Below are 17,213 nucleotides of genomic sequence, written 5' to 3'. Positions count from 1 at the left end.
TATTATACACGCAGAGCATTAAAAAAATTTGGCAAATTTCCTATCTAGCTCGACAATTATGAGGAAATTAACAGATTATTTTAACATTCACGCTATAGTACCTTTATGAAATTCAATGTTGATGATAGTTTTTATTCGTAATGGCAAAAAGTAACTATATTACTCGTGATGGCTGGTATGCCTTAGACAAAGAGCTAAAATATCTTTGGAAAGAAGAGCGCCCGCGTGTCACACAATCGGTTTCAGAAGCAGCGGCACAAGGTGACCGTTCAGAAAATGCTGAATATATTTATGGAAAGAAGCGATTACGTGAAATTGATAGGCGTGTTCGTTTTTTATCAAAGCGTCTTGATGAACTAAAAATTGTTGACCCAGATCCTCGCCAAGAAGGAAAAGTCTATTTCGGTGCTTGGGTCACGCTTGAAGATAATGACGAAAATGTCAAAACCTTTAGGCTTGTGGGCCCCGATGAATTTGATCCAGCAAAACAGTGGATTTCTATTGATTCCCCTGTTGCCAGAGCGCTTATTGGTAAGCAAGTTGATGATGAAATTAGCGTGCAGACACCAGGTGGTGAAGTTAATTACTGCGTATTATCTATCAAATATCATTCAGAATAAGATAAATAAATAGTTTTATCCCCTTTACTAGAGCTAATGAACAAGTTTTATCTATAAATTATTAACATTTATTCTTTGGTTTTGGTTTAATATTCTTATCAATGATAGAATTCGCTAATAAAAGCATTTGCACTTCGGGAGCTTAAAAAATGCAAGAAAGTTATAAAGTGCTAATCGTGGATGATGATTTACGTCTGCGTTCACTCTTAGAGCGCTATTTGACAGAGCAGGGTTTTCAAATCCGTACTGCTGCAAACGCCGATCAGATGGATCGTCTGCTCACTCGCGAATCTATCCATCTTATTGTGCTCGATTTAATGCTTCCTGGTGAAGATGGCCTATCTATTTGCCGCCGCTTAAGAAGCCAAAACAACCCTATTCCTATTATTATGGTTACTGCGAAAGGGGAAGAGGTTGATAGAATTGTTGGACTTGAAATCGGTGCTGATGATTACATCTCAAAACCCTTTAATCCAAGAGAACTACTAGCACGTATTCGCGCAGTCCTTCGTCGTCAAGCAAATGAATTGCCTGGCGCACCTTCACAAGATAACACCATTATCTCTTTTGGTAAGTTCAAGCTAAACCTTGGTACGCGTGAAATGTTCCACGAAGAAGAGCATATGCCTCTGACAAGTGGTGAATTCGCCGTATTGAAAGTACTGGTATCTCACCCTCGTGAACCACTTTCTCGTGATAAATTAATGAGCCTTGCTCGTGGTCGTGAATACAGTGCGATGGAGCGTTCAATCGATGTCCAAATTTCACGTTTACGTCGCATGATTGAAGAGGACCCAACACATCCTCGCTATATTCAAACAGTTTGGGGACTCGGCTACGTCTTCGTTCCTGATGGAACCAGCGTTCAATGAGAAGGCTGAGGCTTTCACCCCACAATAAACTGACACGCTCGTTATTTCTGGTTATCTCGCTACTTTTTTTTAGCTTGATAGCCAGTTATATCGTTGTGCAACACCTTATTGTTGGGCCAAGCCTTCAGCAATTTAATAAAGTTTTAGCGTATGAAATACGCACTTTAATGCCTGAAGAACTGATCCTAGTAGACGGCACCCCGCTAAAAATCTCCCCTGCTTTACGCAATAAAATCTATACCGAACTCGGTATCTCTTTTTTTGATAAAGAAGCCGCGCTTGAGGAAGGGCTCTATTGGGCCAAAATCAATGATGAATTAAGTGAACAGATGTCTGAATATCTGGGAGGAAAAACAGAGATCTGGGTTGAAAACACGCTAGAATACCCTGTGCTATGGGTTAATACGCATATGTCCCCCTCACTTTGGATCCGTGTTCCACTCACTGAATTAGGGCAAAACTTCTTACTGCCTGTTTACCGACAAGCGATTATTTTCATTATTATCGTTGTCGCTTTTTTCTGGCTTTATAATCGTTTTCAAAATCGCCCACTTAATGAAGTAGAGTACGCTGCGCGCCGTATCGGAAAAGGCGTTATTCCTCCTCCTATTCCTGAATCTGGCTCTTCTGAAATGCGCTCAATTATTCGTGCTTTTAACCAGATGTCATCAGGTATTCGCTCGCTGGATAATGATAGAACGCTTGTTATGGCAGGTGTTAGCCATGACTTACGTACACCACTGACTCGAATTCGTCTAGCAACTGAAATGATGAGTCCCGAAGATAGTTACCTCGCAGACTCTATCAATAAAGATATCGAAGATTGTGATGCCATTATTGGGCAATTCTTAGACTATATGCGCACAGGTAAAGAGATGTCTTTAGAACTGTGTGATATGAATAATCTATTACAAGAAGTCATTTCAGCTGAATCTAATTTAGGAAAAATCAGTGAAGAACATCTTCATCCTGAACCCATTAATATCACCGCCAACCCTATTGCAGTAAAACGCGCCCTTGCCAATATGATTGTCAATGCCAATCGCTATGGTAATGGTTGGGTCAGTGTTTCGAGTGGGAAAAATGAAGAATATGCATGGTTTCAAGTAGAAGATGATGGCCCTGGTATTCCACAAGAAGATAGACAACGTCTTTTCCAACCTTTTGTTCAGGGCGAACAAGCTCGAAGCTCAACGGGTGCGGGTTTAGGATTATCCATTATTCGCCGTATCATGGATGCCCACGGCGGCTATGTTGAACTTGATGATAGCGTTAAAGGCGGATTATTAATTCGAGCTAACTTCCCATTAAAAGAACGTGAAGACGAGAATGATTAGCCCACTCTATTTCAAATATTGAAGTGCATTTTATTACACCATTTCTATTCTCATTTCTCTCCTCCTATAAATATTTCATCATTTTTTCGCTTTGTCATAAAACTGTCACAATTAAGACATTTAATTGTCATCAAACTGACCTATTGTCTGTGCGTACCGTAACCGAAGTTGATAGATGTCGAAAATTATTCTACCTATCCCACAGGAGGGATTATGAAACTGATGCGTACCACCCTGACTAGTGTCATTGCCGCTGCGTTTTCAATGACCGCTCTTTCTGCACAGGCAACGACCTCACTGACTGGTGCTGGCGCAACGTTCCCTGCCCCAGTTTATGCTAAATGGGCAGATTCCTATCAGAAAGAAACGGGTAACAAAATTAACTACCAAGGCATTGGCTCCTCTGGTGGTGTTAAACAAATCATTGCAAATACCGTTGATTTTGGTGCTTCTGATGCGCCATTAGCAGACGACAAATTACAAGCTGACGGTTTATTCCAATTCCCTACCGTGATTGGTGGCGTTGTTATGGCAGTCAATATTCCTGGTATCAAATCAGGTGAACTGACCTTAGATGGCGACACTATCGGTAATATCTATCTAGGCAAGATCCAGAAATGGAATGACCCTGCCATTACAAAACTCAATCCAGGCGTAAAATTACCAGACCAAAATATCGCGGTTATTCGCCGTGCTGATGGTTCAGGTACATCATTCGTTTTCACTAGCTACTTATCAAAAGTAAATAGTGCATGGAAAGATGAAGTAGGCGCAGGCTCTACCGTAAAATGGCCGACAGGCTTAGGTGGAAAAGGGAATGATGGTATCGCGGCATTCGTTCAACGTGTACCAGGTTCAATTGGTTATGTTGAATATGCTTACGCGAAACAAAACAATCTTGCTTATACTAAATTAGTCACAGCTGATGGCGAGGCAATCGCACCAACAGCTGACAGTTTTAGTGCCGCAGCAAGAAAAATTGATTGGAGCAAAAGCTTTGCACAAGACCTGACTAACCAGAAAGGTGAAAACGCATGGCCGATTACTTCAACCACCTTTATCTTAGTGCATCAAACACAAAAAGATGCCGTAAAAGGTAAAGAAGTACTGAATTTCTTCAACTGGGCTTACGACAAAGGTAATCAGGAAGCGAAAAACCTAGATTACGCAGTATTGCCAACCGAAGTTGTAGAGCAAATTCGTGCAGCATGGAAAACAAGTATCAAAGACAGTAATGGTAAACCGATTTACTAATAAAACGGCAACCATTAAGAGATAAGTTAACGTTCACCCCCTGACAAACAGGGGGTAATAAATTAAAAGAGGCTTTATGGCCGAGCACACAACGGTAATAAAGGCCCCTAGTAAACGAGGGGACGTTATTTTCAGCGCACTAGTTCGCCTAGCTGCGTTGATTACGCTTTTGCTTTTAACAGGTATCATTGTTTCACTGATTTTCGCCTCATGGCCAAGTATTCAACAATTCGGCCTTTCATTCTTATGGTCGAAAGAGTGGGATCCTCCTGCACAGGAATTTGGTGCATTAGTGCCTATTTACGGCACCATTGTGACCTCGATAATCGCATTGGTTATTGCGGTGCCTGTCAGTTTTGGTATCGCCCTTTTCTTAACCGAATTAGCGCCTAACTGGTTAAAACGCCCATTAGGTATTGCTATCGAGTTACTCGCCGCTATTCCTAGTATTGTTTATGGTATGTGGGGGCTGTTTGTCTTCGCACCACTCTTTGCAACCTATTTCCAAGAGCCTGTAGGTAATGTGATGTCCTCCATTCCTATCGTTGGCGAGCTTTTCTCTGGCCCTGCTTTTGGTATTGGTATCTTAGCTGCGGGTGTTATCCTCGCTATCATGATCATTCCTTATATTGCTTCTGTGATGCGTGATGTGTTTGAACAGACTCCCGTTATGATGAAAGAATCTGCCTACGGCATTGGCTGTACAACATGGGAAGTGATTTGGAATATCGTTCTGCCTTATACCCGTAATGGGGTGATTGGTGGTGTTATGTTGGGATTAGGTCGCGCCTTAGGTGAAACCATGGCGGTAACCTTTATCATCGGTAATACCTACCAATTAGATTCAGCCTCACTGTTTATGCCAGGTAACAGTATTACCTCTGCATTAGCCAACGAATTTGCGGAAGCCGAAACGGGGTTACATACTGCGGCATTGATGGAATTAGGGCTTATCTTGTTTGTCATTACCTTTATCGTCCTTGCGATTTCTAAGTTTATGACATTACGTTTATCTAAGAATGAAGGAGCGCGTTAATATGTCCAAAACATCCTCTTCTTCATTACAAGTTCAAACAGAAAGTGAATTGCGTGTACGCCATAAACGCCAACTTTGGCGCCGTCAAAAAAACCGTATCGCGCTGTTTTTATCAGTCTCTACCATGGCATTTGGTCTTTTTTGGTTAACGTGGATTTTATTCTCTACGTTCACAAAAGGCTTTGATGGCATGTCGTTAGCCCTTTTTACTGAAATGACGCCTCCGCCAAATACTGATGGTGGTGGATTGGCAAACGCCATTGTCGGTAGTGGATTACTAATTTTATGGGCGACAGTTATTGGAACACCGTTAGGTATTCTTGCAGGGATTTATCTTGCTGAATATGGTCGTCGTTCATGGCTTGCTGAAACTACCCGTTTTATTAACGATATTTTGCTGTCAGCACCATCAATCGTTGTCGGACTCTTTGTCTACACCATTGTTGTTGCACAGATGCAGCACTTTTCAGGATGGGCTGGAATTATCGCATTAGCGTTACTGCAAATTCCTATTGTTATTCGTACCACTGAAAATATGTTGAAGTTAGTGCCAGATAGCTTGCGTGAAGCCGCTTACGCATTAGGCACACCAAAGTGGAAGATGATCTCTAAAATCACCTTAAAAGCCTCGGTATCAGGCATTATCACAGGTGTATTATTAGCGATTGCACGTATTGCAGGTGAAACTGCCCCACTGTTATTTACTTCACTATCAAATCAATTCTGGAGCACAGACTTAAACGAACCGATAGCTAACTTACCTGTGACTATCTTTAAGTTCGCCATGAGTCCTTTTGCACAATGGCAAGAGCTTGCTTGGGCTGGCGTATTACTTATCACCCTCTGTGTTCTATTTATCAATATTATTGCGCGCGTGCTGTTTGCTAAACGCAAGCACGGTTAACGCAGAAAGTTAAGCAAGAGAGACGTTGAATGATTATGGCTAATGATAACGCAGGAAATAAAATTCAAGTTCGTGATTTGAACTTCTACTACGGTAAATTCCATGCGCTGAAAAATATCTCTTTAGATATTGCCAAAAATAAGGTGACGGCATTTATCGGCCCTTCTGGCTGTGGTAAATCGACCTTACTGCGTACTTTTAATAAAATGTATGAGCTTTATGGTGAACAACGTGCTGAAGGTGAAATTCTGTTAGATGGCAACAATATCCTGACAGATAAGCAAGATATCGCACTATTACGCGCCAAAGTTGGGATGGTATTCCAAAAGCCAACACCATTCCCAATGTCGATTTATGACAATATTGCCTTTGGTGTCCGCTTATTTGAAAAGCTCTCTCGTGCTGATATGGATGAGCGCGTTCAATGGGCGTTGACCAAAGCCGCATTATGGAACGAAACCAAAGATAAATTACATCAGAGTGGATATAGTCTCTCTGGTGGTCAGCAACAGCGTTTATGCATCGCTCGTGGTATCGCAATCCGTCCTGAAGTTTTATTACTGGATGAACCTTGTTCTGCTCTCGACCCTATCTCTACTGGTCGTATAGAGGAGCTGATTAGTGAACTCAAATCAGAATATACCGTGGTTATCGTGACACATAACATGCAACAAGCCGCACGTTGTTCTGATTACACTGCATTTATGTATTTAGGCGAATTAATCGAGTTTAGCGATACGGATACGTTATTTACGCGTCCTGCGAAAAAACAAACTGAAGATTACATCACTGGGCGTTATGGCTGATAACGAGGCAATTAATGGATAATTTAAATCACAATAAGCATATTTCTGGTCAATTTAATGCTGAGTTAGAGCATATCCGCACTGAGCTTATGGTTATGGGGGGGCTTGTTGAAGAGCAACTGAAAAAAGCCATTATGGCAATGCATAACCAAGATCAAGCCTTGGCAAATGAAGTGATCCAAGGTGACCATAACGTTAATATGATGGAAGTCGCCATTGATGATGCGTGTATGCGAATTATTGCTAAGCGTCAACCAACAGCGAGTGACTTACGTTTAATTATGGCAATATCAAAAACGATCGCTGAATTAGAACGTATTGGTGATGTTGCTGAAAAAATCTGTAAAACTGCGCTTGAAAAGTTTTCACACCAGCATCAACCTCTGCTTGTGAGCTTAGAATCGTTAGGTCAACACGCCATACAAATGCTGCACGATGTTCTTGATGCTTTTGCCCGTATGGATGTCGATGAAGCAGTGCGTATCTATCGTGAAGATGAAAAAATTGATAATGAGTATGAAGGTATCGTCCGCCAGTTAATGACTTATATGATGGAAGATCCTCGCACCATTCCAAGTGTGCTAACCGCTTTATTTTGTGCTCGTTCTATTGAACGTATTGGCGATCGTTGCCAGAACATTTGTGAATTTATTTTCTATTACGTGAAAGGTCATGATTTCCGCCATCTTGGTGGTGATCAAGTAGAAAGAATGCTGACAAAAAACGACGACAACAACACCTCTAAATAAATTTCTCCCTCTTTTTCTTCTCTTCAAAACAGCGACGTTTATGTCGCTGTTTTTTTATTCTCTCATAAATTAATACCGTTCTAGCTCAACGCTTTTTCTCACCTTATTCCTTAAAAGCATATCGATATCAATTTTTATTATTTTATGAACTTAGATCAACTTGATAGCGTGATATCCAACATAACGATGATAATTCTTTTTCTTTGGGGTGAATATGAAATTACGTGTTTTGGTAACCGCATTAATTGCAGGCTCTGTGCTTTTCTCTGGTATTGCAAAAGCAGATAAACTCGATGATATAAAAAAAGCAGGTGTAGTACGTATCGCGATTTTTGATAGCAATCCTCCTTTTGGCTTTATTGATCCTCAAACCAAAAAACTCGCAGGTTATGATGCGGATATCGCCAACGAGATCGCCAAAGATTTAGGTGTAAAACTGGAACTACGTCCAACTAATCCAGCAAACCGTATTCCACTGTTAAGCTCAAAAAAAGTCGATTTGATCGCGGCTAACTTCACCATCACGGATGAACGCGCTAAACAAGTCGATTTCTCTGTACCTTACTTTGCAACAGGGCAAAAATTCATTGCACGCAAAGGTGTTTTAACCAAACCTGAACAAATCCACTCACTGCGTATTGGTGCTGATAAAGGTACCGTACAAGAAATCACTTTACGTGAACGCTATCCTGACACCAAAGTTATCTCTTATGACGATACACCACTCGCTTTCGCTGCATTACGCAATGGTAACGTACAAGCTATCACGCAAGATGATGCAAAACTCGTGGGTTTATTAGCAAATTTACCTGATGCTGTAAAAACTGACTTTGAAATCTCACCGTTTAGCATTACGCGTGAATACCAAGCGGTAGCCGCCGCTAAAGGCGAAGATCGCTTAATCAACGAAATCAACAACACGCTATTAAGATTAGAAAAAGAAGGCAAAGCAGGCGAAATCTACAATCGTTGGTTTGGCCCTGAAACAAAATCAGCACAACCTCGTGGCGATTTCAAATTTGCTCCATTATCAGAGCAAACACCACAATCTTGATCCTTAAAGCGTAATAACTTTCTTCTCTCATTAAAAACAAAGTTATTCCTTTATTAAAACACCTACCCCGCTTCTGCGGGGTTTGGTGTCTGCAATAGGTTTATTATATGTTTGAGCAATTTCTTTCACATTACCTTCTTGAGCCACACTATTTAAGCTGGCTTTGGAACGGTTTTCTAATCACCTTGCTTATCTCTTTTTGGACTATTGTCATTGCAACATTAATGAGCTTTGCCCTCAGTGCTGCAAGAGATAGCGCTTTTGTACCATTACGCTGGTTGGCCACTGCTTATACTTCACTGTTCCGTAATACACCACTGTTAGTGCAGTTGTTCTTCTGGTATTTCGCATCAGGAGAAATTCTGCCGCAAAGTGCCATGATGTGGCTAAATACGCCTCATGAAATTTCCTTTCTAGGATTAACGCTTGCTTGGCCTTCTTTTGAGTTTTTAGCTGGCATTGTAGGTCTGACATTTTACTCAACCCCATTTATTGCCGAAGAGCTAAGAGCCGGTATTCAAGGTGTTAAACAAGGGCAAAAATATGCCTCTTTAGCACTAGGGTTAACACAGTGGCAATCTATGCGTTATGTGATTTTACCTCAAGCCTTTCGTATTGCTCTGCCTCCTTTGCTGGGTCAATACATGAATGTGATAAAAAACTCATCACTGACTATGGCTATTGGTGTTGCGGAGCTTTCTTACGCATCAAGACAAGTTGAAACCGAATCATTACGTACCTTTGAAGCCTTTGGTGTCGCAACCATTCTTTATATTGCAGCAATAGCCTTGATGGAAGCGTGGGGACAATGGCATCAGCAACGTAAATTAGCACAAGGGTATTAAATATGGACTTTACTGTTATTGCTGATAACTGGCAGTACCTACTCTTCGGCGCTTATCCTGACGGGCCTTTAGAAGGCGCAGCGCTGACCGTCTTTATCAGTATCATTGCGGGTATTGCATCTATTATTTTGGGTACATTGGGTGGTATTGCACTGGCTATGCTCAGAGGTGTATGGGTTAACCTTTTTGCGGCTTTTTTAGGCTTTTTCCGTGCTATTCCTGTGATTATGTTGATATTTTGGGTCTATTTTCTATTGCCCGTTGTATTGGGAATGGAAATTCCTGAAATCACGACCGTGATTTGTGCTCTCGCGTTGATTACATCGTCTTATATTGCGCACGGTGTCAAAGCGGGTATTTTGGCAATAGGGAAAGGGCAATGGCAGGCAGGATTATCTTTAGGATTTAATCGTTGGCAAGTCCTATGGCATATCGTATTACCGCAAGCATTGCGAATGATGGTGCCTTCATTTATAAATCAGTGGATAGCCTTAATTAAAGATACTTCATTAGCCTATGTGGTGGGTGTAGGTGAACTTTCTTTCTTAGCAACACAAGTTAATAATCGCAGCATGGTTTATCCAATGGAAGTCTTTCTATTTGTGGCCTTCATCTATTTTGTTCTCTGTTTCTCATTAGAAATTATTGCCAACAAAATAGCCAAATTATTTTCAACACAAAAAGAGAAACGTCCTTTTTGGCAAATAATCTTTCCTGTTAAAAAACAGAAATTCATTGAGAAACGTTTAGGTTAATCACTCAAAAGCACTCATTTTCTAGATTTCATCCCTTACAGACGCAATCGATTACTTTTTTAGGTGCGGTTCTGGTTTTATTTGTGTAGGATAAAGCGAAAAACATTTTTTTTGGGATCTTTTGTCTATGAGCATGTCATCACCAAATTCTGGTTCACAGGGTTTGCTCCAACGTGTGTTTAAGCTACAAGAACACGGTACAAACGCTCGCACTGAACTAATTGCGGGTATCACGACTTTCTTAACGATGGTTTATATTATCTTCGTTAACCCTCAAATCCTCGCTGCTGCGAATATGGATATCAAAGCCGTCTTCGTGACGACCTGCTTAATTGCAGCTTTCGGCAGTATTTTAATGGGACTCGTTGCAAATTTACCTATTGCGGTTGCCCCTGCAATGGGTCTAAACGCCTTCTTTGCCTTTGTCGTCGTTGGCGCAATGGGCTATTCATGGGAAGTCGCGATGGGTGCGATTTTCTGGGGTGCAGTAGGACTATTTTTACTGACCCTCTTTCGTATTCGTTATTGGATAATTGCCCATATCCCATTGAGTTTACGTGTTGGTATTACGAGCGGTATCGGGCTGTTTATCGCCATGATGGGGCTAAAAAACTCGGGTATTATTATTCCGAATAATGACACCATCGTCACTATTGGTAACTTTGCCTCTCATAACGTGTTATTAGGTGCCTTAGGCTTTTTTATTATCGCCATTCTTGCCGCACGTAATATTCACGCCGCAATTCTTATCTCAATTGTTATCACCACTGTTATTGGTCTTCTCTTAGGGGATGTTCAATATCAAGGCATCTTTGCTATGCCGCCTTCTATCACCACTGTTGTTGGCAAAGTGGATATTGTCGGTGCTTTAGATATTGGTCTTTCTGGTGTTATTTTTGCCTTTATGTTGGTTAACTTATTTGACTCATCAGGCACATTAATTGGTGTAACAGATAAAGCGGGTCTAACCGATGACAAAGGCAAATTTCCACGCATGAAACAAGCGTTATACGTCGATAGCTTAAGTTCTGTTGCAGGCTCTGCAATGGGTACATCTTCTGTCACTGCCTTTATCGAAAGCACTTCAGGGGTTTCTGTTGGTGGCCGTACAGGCTTAACCGCGGTTGTTGTTGGTATTCTTTTCCTACTCGCTATCTTCCTATCACCACTTGCAGGCATGGTGCCAAGCTACGCAACGGCTGGTGCATTGATTTATGTGGGTGTGTTAATGACATCAAGTTTAACGCGCGTGAAATGGGATGATTTAACAGAATCTGTTCCTGCCTTTATCACTGCGGTAATGATGCCATTTAGCTTCTCAATCACCGAAGGTATTGCGCTTGGTTTTATTGCCTATTGTGTGATGAAAATAGGGACTTTCCGCTGGAAAGAAATTAACCTATGTGTTGTGATTGTTTCACTACTGTTTATTTTAAAAATATTACTGATTGATACTCATGTTATTGATTTGAATAATTTATTCTAACACTCAATAAATTAAGATCATTATGATACAGACAAAACGGCACCAATAACGTGCCGTTTTTTATAAGAAAAGAGGTGATTATGCACGTGCTTCTACAAGTAGATTTCCCGTATCATGGCCCTTTCGGTGATGAAATGACACAAGCCATGGATACATTATCTGCATCAATCAACCAAGAGCCTGGCTTTATTTGGAAAATTTGGACTGAAAATAAAGAAACACAAAAAGCGGGAGGTATTTATCTTTTTGATTCAAAAGAAAACGCTCAAGCTTATTTAGATAAACACAGTGCTCGATTAAAATCTTTTGGTATTCCAGAAGTACGTGGTGATATTTTTTCAGTAAATCAGGCGTTAAGCTTAAAAAATCAAGCCTCTTTTTTGGCTAAGTAGCGACAAGCACAAGTGTTATATCTCACTTGTGCCTTTCTATTTTCTGCAATTACTCTACTTTGGTGGGCAATAACAACCCAAAAATAGCAGAATCAGACACTTCATCACCCACAATCCAACGCTGTTTAAGATACCCTTCTTGTTCAAAACCTAATTTCGCTAACAACGCAGCTGATGCTTTATTATCTGGGTGGATATCCGCTTCTAAACGGCGAACAGATAGATGTGTATGGAGATACTCAATAAACGCCACCATAGCTTCTTTCATCATGCCTTTTCCTTGATAAATTGTATCAAGGCAATACCCTATTTCGCCACGTCGTGAATTAGGATAATGGTTAAAGAAAACACACATTCCCATTAATGTATGTGTTGCCTTATCAATTACCGCTAAGCGCAGATACTCTTTTCTTTCCATATGAGTGATATCTTGAATAATATCTTCCTGCGCTTCTTGCAGTGATTGCCAAGGGAGATGGCTCCAGTAGCGCGTCACTTCAGGTGAACTCATGATCTTAAACCAATCTTCAGCATCCCCCATTTCAAAGGGACGCAATATCAATCTTTCTGTTTCGACCCGAATATCAGCATAACGCATCTCTACTTTTCCTTATGTGTTTTTGGAGCCACAAAAGCAATACAAACTGGCTCAGTAATGGCATCTGGTTCAGCACGGAACATTATCTCTTGAGTATCGGCTATTTTTAAACTCGGCCAGTGCTTTAATCCTTCATCAAAATGTGCTTTTTCACAGTAATAACCAACTTCACTCACCAATACGACACCTTTTTCTTCTAATTGTTGAAGTGTAATATGTCGATTATAAATATTAGGAGGTTGCACATTCTCTTCTAACACCCAAGGCTGTGAAGATAATGGTCTATCTTTACCATAAAAAGTCACCCATTCATGCATATACTCACCGCCCACATACGCAAGTGGCGTGTGATAATGTTGATGCCAAGCTTGTTCAACATCTTGCACAAAGTTTTTTACGCCAATAAATTTTTGTCCTGCATTACGCACATTAGCGGCTTGAACGACTGTATAACCAGAAACAACCAACATACCAAAAACACCTAAACCATACAGTGCGCCACGTAATGAACGTTTAGGCATTACACTAATTGAGCCCACAAAAAGTGCAGTCGCAATCGACATAAAGGGTTGTAACCACTCGCTGATACGCCCCCCTTCATGAAAACTAAACCAGATAAAAATAATCGTTAATGGAAACAGAAAAATAAAATTGAGTAATTGGCTATCTTTAGAAGCAGACCAACTTACACGTCCACCATAAAAACGTAAAATTCCCCACATTAAAACCACAGGGTAAAAAACGGTCAGCGCAGCACGCGTTGTACGTAAATTAAAACGATTTTCAATTTGTGAGTCGACCCACTTAAACGCTGCAAAGTCGGTTTGCCATAACCAAATAAAATTGGGAATAACAAAAGCAAACCAAATAGCTAATGCTAAATAGAAATAAGGAGAACAATAGCTTGCTCGAACTTTAGGCACAAAAAGGCTTGATAAAAACACAGAACCGATAAAAGCTAATGATGAATACTTCCCCATTGTGGCAATGCCCATAGCGATAGCGAAGCCAATCCAATACTTTTGATTATCATTAATCGCACAAAGGAAAAAATAGAACGCCCATGCCCAACAACCAACTAGAATATAGTTATCGTTATAAGGGATAATATCAAAGTTGATAACACCAGATAAATTAAGCGCCAACATAGCAAACCAAGCTAAGTTCGTATTTTGTGTCAACTTGTAGGCTAAGTTCCAAACGCCTAGTAGCCCAACAGCAATGACAATAAAGTGGATAAAATACCAATAAAAGCTAAAATCGATACCGCCGTAAATAGCGGGTGTCATTATAAAACCCACAAACCAAGGATTTTTGGGGGAGCCCCACCCTCCGTTAGTGCCCCAATTGACAGCCTCAACGGCATCATAAGGCACGGTAGGGTCAAAGAGATAACTCACTAAGATCCAAAGAGTCGCATAACCAATAACCCACCAATATACTGGTTTACGTAATTGTGCAGATGATAATGTCATAATAAATAGAAATTTAAGTTAATTAATTTAATTTAGTCGTTAATTGACGTCACAACACAGTAAAGTATAGTGAAATGAACCGCACATTGTACGTGAGCAAAAATTAAATTGTCTTAAATTTGCGCTTTTATTGAAATTTTGTTTCTGATAGATTGCGCAACCAAGAAGATCACTATCGAGTTACCATTATGAATATGATTAAAAGAAAGCCCGCAGCTAAAGCACGTAAGAAATCGCGTGAAGAGCTGAACGCGGAAGGACGTGAACGTAAACGTCAAAAGAAACACCGTGGCAATCCTGCCGGTAACCGTCAGCAGGAAGCGGAAAATAAACAGCAAGCGAACAATACAGCGCCGAAAGATCCACGTATTGGTAGCAAAAAACCGATCCCTCTGATTGTGGGCGATGCACCAAAAGTTGCGAAGAAAAAACCTGCGCCAGTTAAAGCAGAGCCCGTTCGTTTAACGCCTGAGCAAGAGTTAGACCTATTAGAAAACGATGCACGCTTAGATGAATTACTGTCTCGTCTTGAAAACGGTGAAAAACTCAACGCAGAAGAGCAGGCTTATACTGAGAAAACCCTTGATCGCATTGATGAATTAATGGTTGAGCTAGGTATTGAGTTTGAAGATGATGACGATGAAGAAAAAACTGAAGACATCATGCAATTATTGAAAGGTAAATAATCAAAAGGCTAATCATTTGCCTTGATTAGCTTACATCTAACGGATATCAATAACTTATTGATATCCGTTATTTTTTATAGCTAGCTCTCTCTTTTACTTTTCATTAATACTCATTATTAACAATAGATTAAATAACCCTCTCAAGCTCAGATAACTCCATCTATTCCTCTCTTGTTATCCCTGATATCCTATTTTTCTATCTTTAATATACGAGTGATAAAAAATATGGATAACAGACAGCAGTACTTAGATATCGCAGCTGGGCAAGGAGAAAAAGTGCCCTCTCGTATAGTGGCCTTCCCTGCACAGCCACTAAACTATGCGCTTATTGAACAACGCTTAGAAGAACAGACCGATTACACTGATGGTGAGATAAATTATCTAAGTGAAAATATTGACGATGGTTTTTTCTATCGCTGCCAACATGGTGATGACGAGTTACATTTTTTTGTCTGTCTTTACCCTCGTGATAAAGATTACGAAATACGTCCAATGTATTCGACTGATGAACTTACACCACAACTACTCGCGCATGCGAATTCAACAACTCAAGATTTATTATTAGAAACACTTTTTACTGAAACTTTGCATCCTTTAGCAAGCTATCGCCATCAACTGAATTTTCTTAATATCATCGCACCTGAAATGGTCTTAGCATTAGATGAATCAGCGGCAGGTAAGGCATTAACACCTGAGTGGATACGCTTCCAATTAGAAACGCCCGATCTCTATCCTGAAGTAGAAAGCTTATATGTTATTCATGCTGTCTATGACACAGAAAATGATCCACCAACGATGTTCTGGTTTCATACGCATGGATTAGCGCGCTGCGGTTTAACCGAAGTCGATTTAGTTATTCCAAGTATGCTTGAATCTTACTATGGTATTCCTGAGCTCTTCCGCTGCTTTGTTAACAACAGTATTAATCATCGTCAAATTGAATTTGGTGAACCAATGCTTTGTGGTCAAACATCATCAGGTTTGGAGTATCTTGTTGCATTACCTTTTGAAGAAGGTATTCGCCATATTAATCAATCAACACCTCTCGAAAATCTTAGACCTTTAGAAGAGATGCGTTATGACACAGAAGGCGCACCAAATGGTGTTTTCTTGGGTGATTTAGCCGATCGTGATGAATATCATCAACATCCTTCCTCTATGCTATTTAGAACCAATGAAGAAAATCCGGTTTTAGAAACCTTCTTTAAAGGTTATGAAGAGCAGCAAGCGATGATGCTACTGCGTAGCAATGAAGAAACCTATGAGATGTCTGAAAAAGCCAAGCGACGCTGGGAATACTTCGTTTCTATGTTTGATAACTACAATCAACCACCTGTTGAGAAAAAAAGTGGTTTTCTCTCCAAATTATTAGGAAAAGACAAACCCGAAGAGACTGAAAACCCGTGGCAGTTTATGATCAAATTCGGTATTCCTTATGGTGAAGAGGAAGAGCTAGAGCATATGTGGTTTGTGCCACAGTCTCGTGATGGAGACACCGTTTATGCAAAATTACTCAACGTGCCATTTTATGTTGAGGATATGCAAGAAGGTGAAATCTATCCTATCAACACCGCATTAATAACTGATTGGGTCGTTTCATACGAAGACAATAGTTATACCCCGAACAATATTTACCAACTTTTTAGCCACCAGCAAACTCACTAATTAGCGGGTATTCACAATAACAACGCGAGCTTTTCATTTAAAAAACGATGAAGAGCTCGCCATGCTAATCGCCTTAAAATCTGCTGTCATATTGTGACCCGTTAATATTATCAATTGATTGTTATATTGTTGCTACATTGACATTTCAAATCTTCACATTCTGTTTTTGTCTAGTAACAGATAAGGTAAACAGTCTATTTTCATCTCAATATCTTTTCTCTGGTTGATTTAAATCAAGTGCAGATATGCATAGACTAGGCTAAATTATACCCAATAAGGATAATTATAATTCTCATTAGCATTAAAAATATTTATTATAATTAACCTTAATATTATTATGTGAATTCTCATACACGTTAATAATTATCAGTATCATTATTCTTTGTATCAATATTCGTGGAAGGACAATCATGTCTCTGATCCCAAATCACAGTTATAAAATCTTGAGCTACTCACCTCAGATTAGCCCAGCATACAGACAGAAATTATTATCTTTAGGTATGTTACCTGGCGCTGTGTTTAACGTTATTCGTATCGCACCACTGGGTGATCCTATTCAAATAGAAACGCACCGAGTATCCCTAATTTTGAGAAAAAAAGATCTCGCACTCATTAATCTTAGCGAAGTGGTTCATAACGAAAAATAATCGTTATTTCTCATTCAACCAGGCAAGACAAC

18 protein-coding genes are annotated in these 17,213 nt (G+C 40.1%); 16 read left to right on the top strand and 2 right to left on the bottom strand.

The annotated features are described in order from the left end of the window. The first annotated feature begins 140 nt into the window (after positions 1-140). The 13 genes from greB to JEP71_RS11935 all read left to right on the top strand — a co-directional run bounded on the left by greB (position 141) and on the right by JEP71_RS11935 (position 12,110). Positions 141-620: a transcription elongation factor GreB gene (greB, locus tag JEP71_RS11995; RefSeq protein ID WP_109373684.1), complete on the top strand. Its 480-nt coding sequence runs from the start codon at positions 141-143 to the stop codon at positions 618-620. A gap of 149 nt (positions 621-769) precedes the next feature. Further along, a complete protein-coding gene (gene ompR / locus JEP71_RS11990) occupies positions 770-1,492 on the top strand; it encodes an osmolarity response regulator transcription factor OmpR (RefSeq protein WP_198620084.1) in 723 nt (240 codons plus the stop codon). Then, on the top strand, positions 1,489-2,829 hold the full coding sequence (gene envZ / locus JEP71_RS11985; RefSeq protein WP_198626295.1) for a two-component system sensor histidine kinase EnvZ: 1,341 nt from the start codon (positions 1,489-1,491) through the stop codon (positions 2,827-2,829). Before ompR ends, envZ begins: the two co-directional genes overlap by 4 nt. Before the next feature lie 213 nt (positions 2,830-3,042). Beyond that, the gene (gene pstS / locus JEP71_RS11980) at positions 3,043-4,083 is read left to right on the top strand and encodes a phosphate ABC transporter substrate-binding protein PstS (RefSeq protein WP_109373686.1); all 1,041 of its coding nucleotides are present in this window, start codon (positions 3,043-3,045) and stop codon (positions 4,081-4,083) included. Between the two features lie 76 nt (positions 4,084-4,159). Further along, positions 4,160-5,119: a phosphate ABC transporter permease PstC gene (gene pstC / locus JEP71_RS11975; protein WP_109373687.1), complete on the top strand. Its 960-nt coding sequence runs from the start codon at positions 4,160-4,162 to the stop codon at positions 5,117-5,119. 1 nt (position 5,120) lies between these two features. Beyond that, on the top strand, positions 5,121-6,023 hold the full coding sequence (pstA, locus tag JEP71_RS11970) for a phosphate ABC transporter permease PstA (RefSeq protein ID WP_109373688.1): 903 nt from the start codon (positions 5,121-5,123) through the stop codon (positions 6,021-6,023). A 29-nt stretch (positions 6,024-6,052) separates the two neighbouring features. Then, on the top strand, positions 6,053-6,829 hold the full coding sequence (pstB, locus tag JEP71_RS11965) for a phosphate ABC transporter ATP-binding protein PstB (RefSeq protein WP_006534565.1): 777 nt from the start codon (positions 6,053-6,055) through the stop codon (positions 6,827-6,829). A 14-nt stretch (positions 6,830-6,843) separates the two neighbouring features. Continuing rightward, positions 6,844-7,578: a phosphate signaling complex protein PhoU gene (gene phoU, locus JEP71_RS11960; protein WP_198620087.1), complete on the top strand. Its 735-nt coding sequence runs from the start codon at positions 6,844-6,846 to the stop codon at positions 7,576-7,578. 214 nt (positions 7,579-7,792) lie between these two features. Next, positions 7,793-8,632, top strand: a complete 840-nt coding sequence (locus JEP71_RS11955; RefSeq protein ID WP_198626294.1) for an ABC transporter substrate-binding protein — start codon at positions 7,793-7,795, stop codon at positions 8,630-8,632. Positions 8,633-8,739: 107 nt separating this feature from the next. Then, on the top strand, positions 8,740-9,477 hold the full coding sequence (locus JEP71_RS11950) for an amino acid ABC transporter permease (protein WP_198620089.1): 738 nt from the start codon (positions 8,740-8,742) through the stop codon (positions 9,475-9,477). A 2-nt stretch (positions 9,478-9,479) separates the two neighbouring features. Beyond that, complete coding sequence (locus JEP71_RS11945; protein WP_198626293.1) at positions 9,480-10,232, top strand: amino acid ABC transporter permease; 753 nt, start codon at positions 9,480-9,482, stop codon at positions 10,230-10,232. Positions 10,233-10,359: 127 nt separating this feature from the next. Further along, positions 10,360-11,718, top strand: coding sequence for an NCS2 family permease (locus JEP71_RS11940; protein ID WP_196534089.1), 1,359 nt, complete (start codon positions 10,360-10,362; stop codon positions 11,716-11,718). 80 nt (positions 11,719-11,798) lie between these two features. Continuing rightward, entirely contained in the window at positions 11,799-12,110 is a 312-nt protein-coding gene (locus JEP71_RS11935) for a monooxygenase (protein WP_198620091.1), read from the top strand. A 49-nt stretch (positions 12,111-12,159) separates the two neighbouring features. Here JEP71_RS11935 and JEP71_RS11930 read toward each other — a convergent pair whose 3' ends face one another. Further along, a complete protein-coding gene (locus JEP71_RS11930) occupies positions 12,160-12,708 on the bottom strand; it encodes a GNAT family N-acetyltransferase (protein ID WP_198620092.1) in 549 nt (182 codons plus the stop codon). Positions 12,709-12,710: 2 nt separating this feature from the next. Then, positions 12,711-14,183, bottom strand: coding sequence for a glycosyltransferase family 39 protein (locus JEP71_RS11925; RefSeq protein WP_198620093.1), 1,473 nt, complete (start codon positions 14,181-14,183; stop codon positions 12,711-12,713). A gap of 188 nt (positions 14,184-14,371) precedes the next feature. Between JEP71_RS11925 and yihI the strand changes: the two genes are divergently transcribed. From yihI to feoA, 3 genes are all read left to right on the top strand, one after another. Further along, entirely contained in the window at positions 14,372-14,869 is a 498-nt protein-coding gene (gene yihI, locus JEP71_RS11920; protein WP_196534093.1) for a Der GTPase-activating protein YihI, read from the top strand. A 225-nt stretch (positions 14,870-15,094) separates the two neighbouring features. Further along, complete coding sequence (locus JEP71_RS11915; RefSeq protein WP_198626292.1) at positions 15,095-16,534, top strand: DUF4026 domain-containing protein; 1,440 nt, start codon at positions 15,095-15,097, stop codon at positions 16,532-16,534. 410 nt (positions 16,535-16,944) lie between these two features. After that, on the top strand, positions 16,945-17,181 hold the full coding sequence (gene feoA, locus JEP71_RS11910) for a ferrous iron transporter A (RefSeq protein ID WP_036914344.1): 237 nt from the start codon (positions 16,945-16,947) through the stop codon (positions 17,179-17,181). The last annotated feature ends 32 nt before the right edge of the window (positions 17,182-17,213 follow it).

The organism is Proteus sp. PR00224, from assembly GCF_016238105.1.
Classification (GTDB): Bacteria; Pseudomonadota; Gammaproteobacteria; order Enterobacterales; family Enterobacteriaceae; genus Proteus.
The sequence above is the reverse complement of the archived record's forward strand: the minus strand, read 5'-3'. Positions and strand labels throughout refer to the sequence as shown.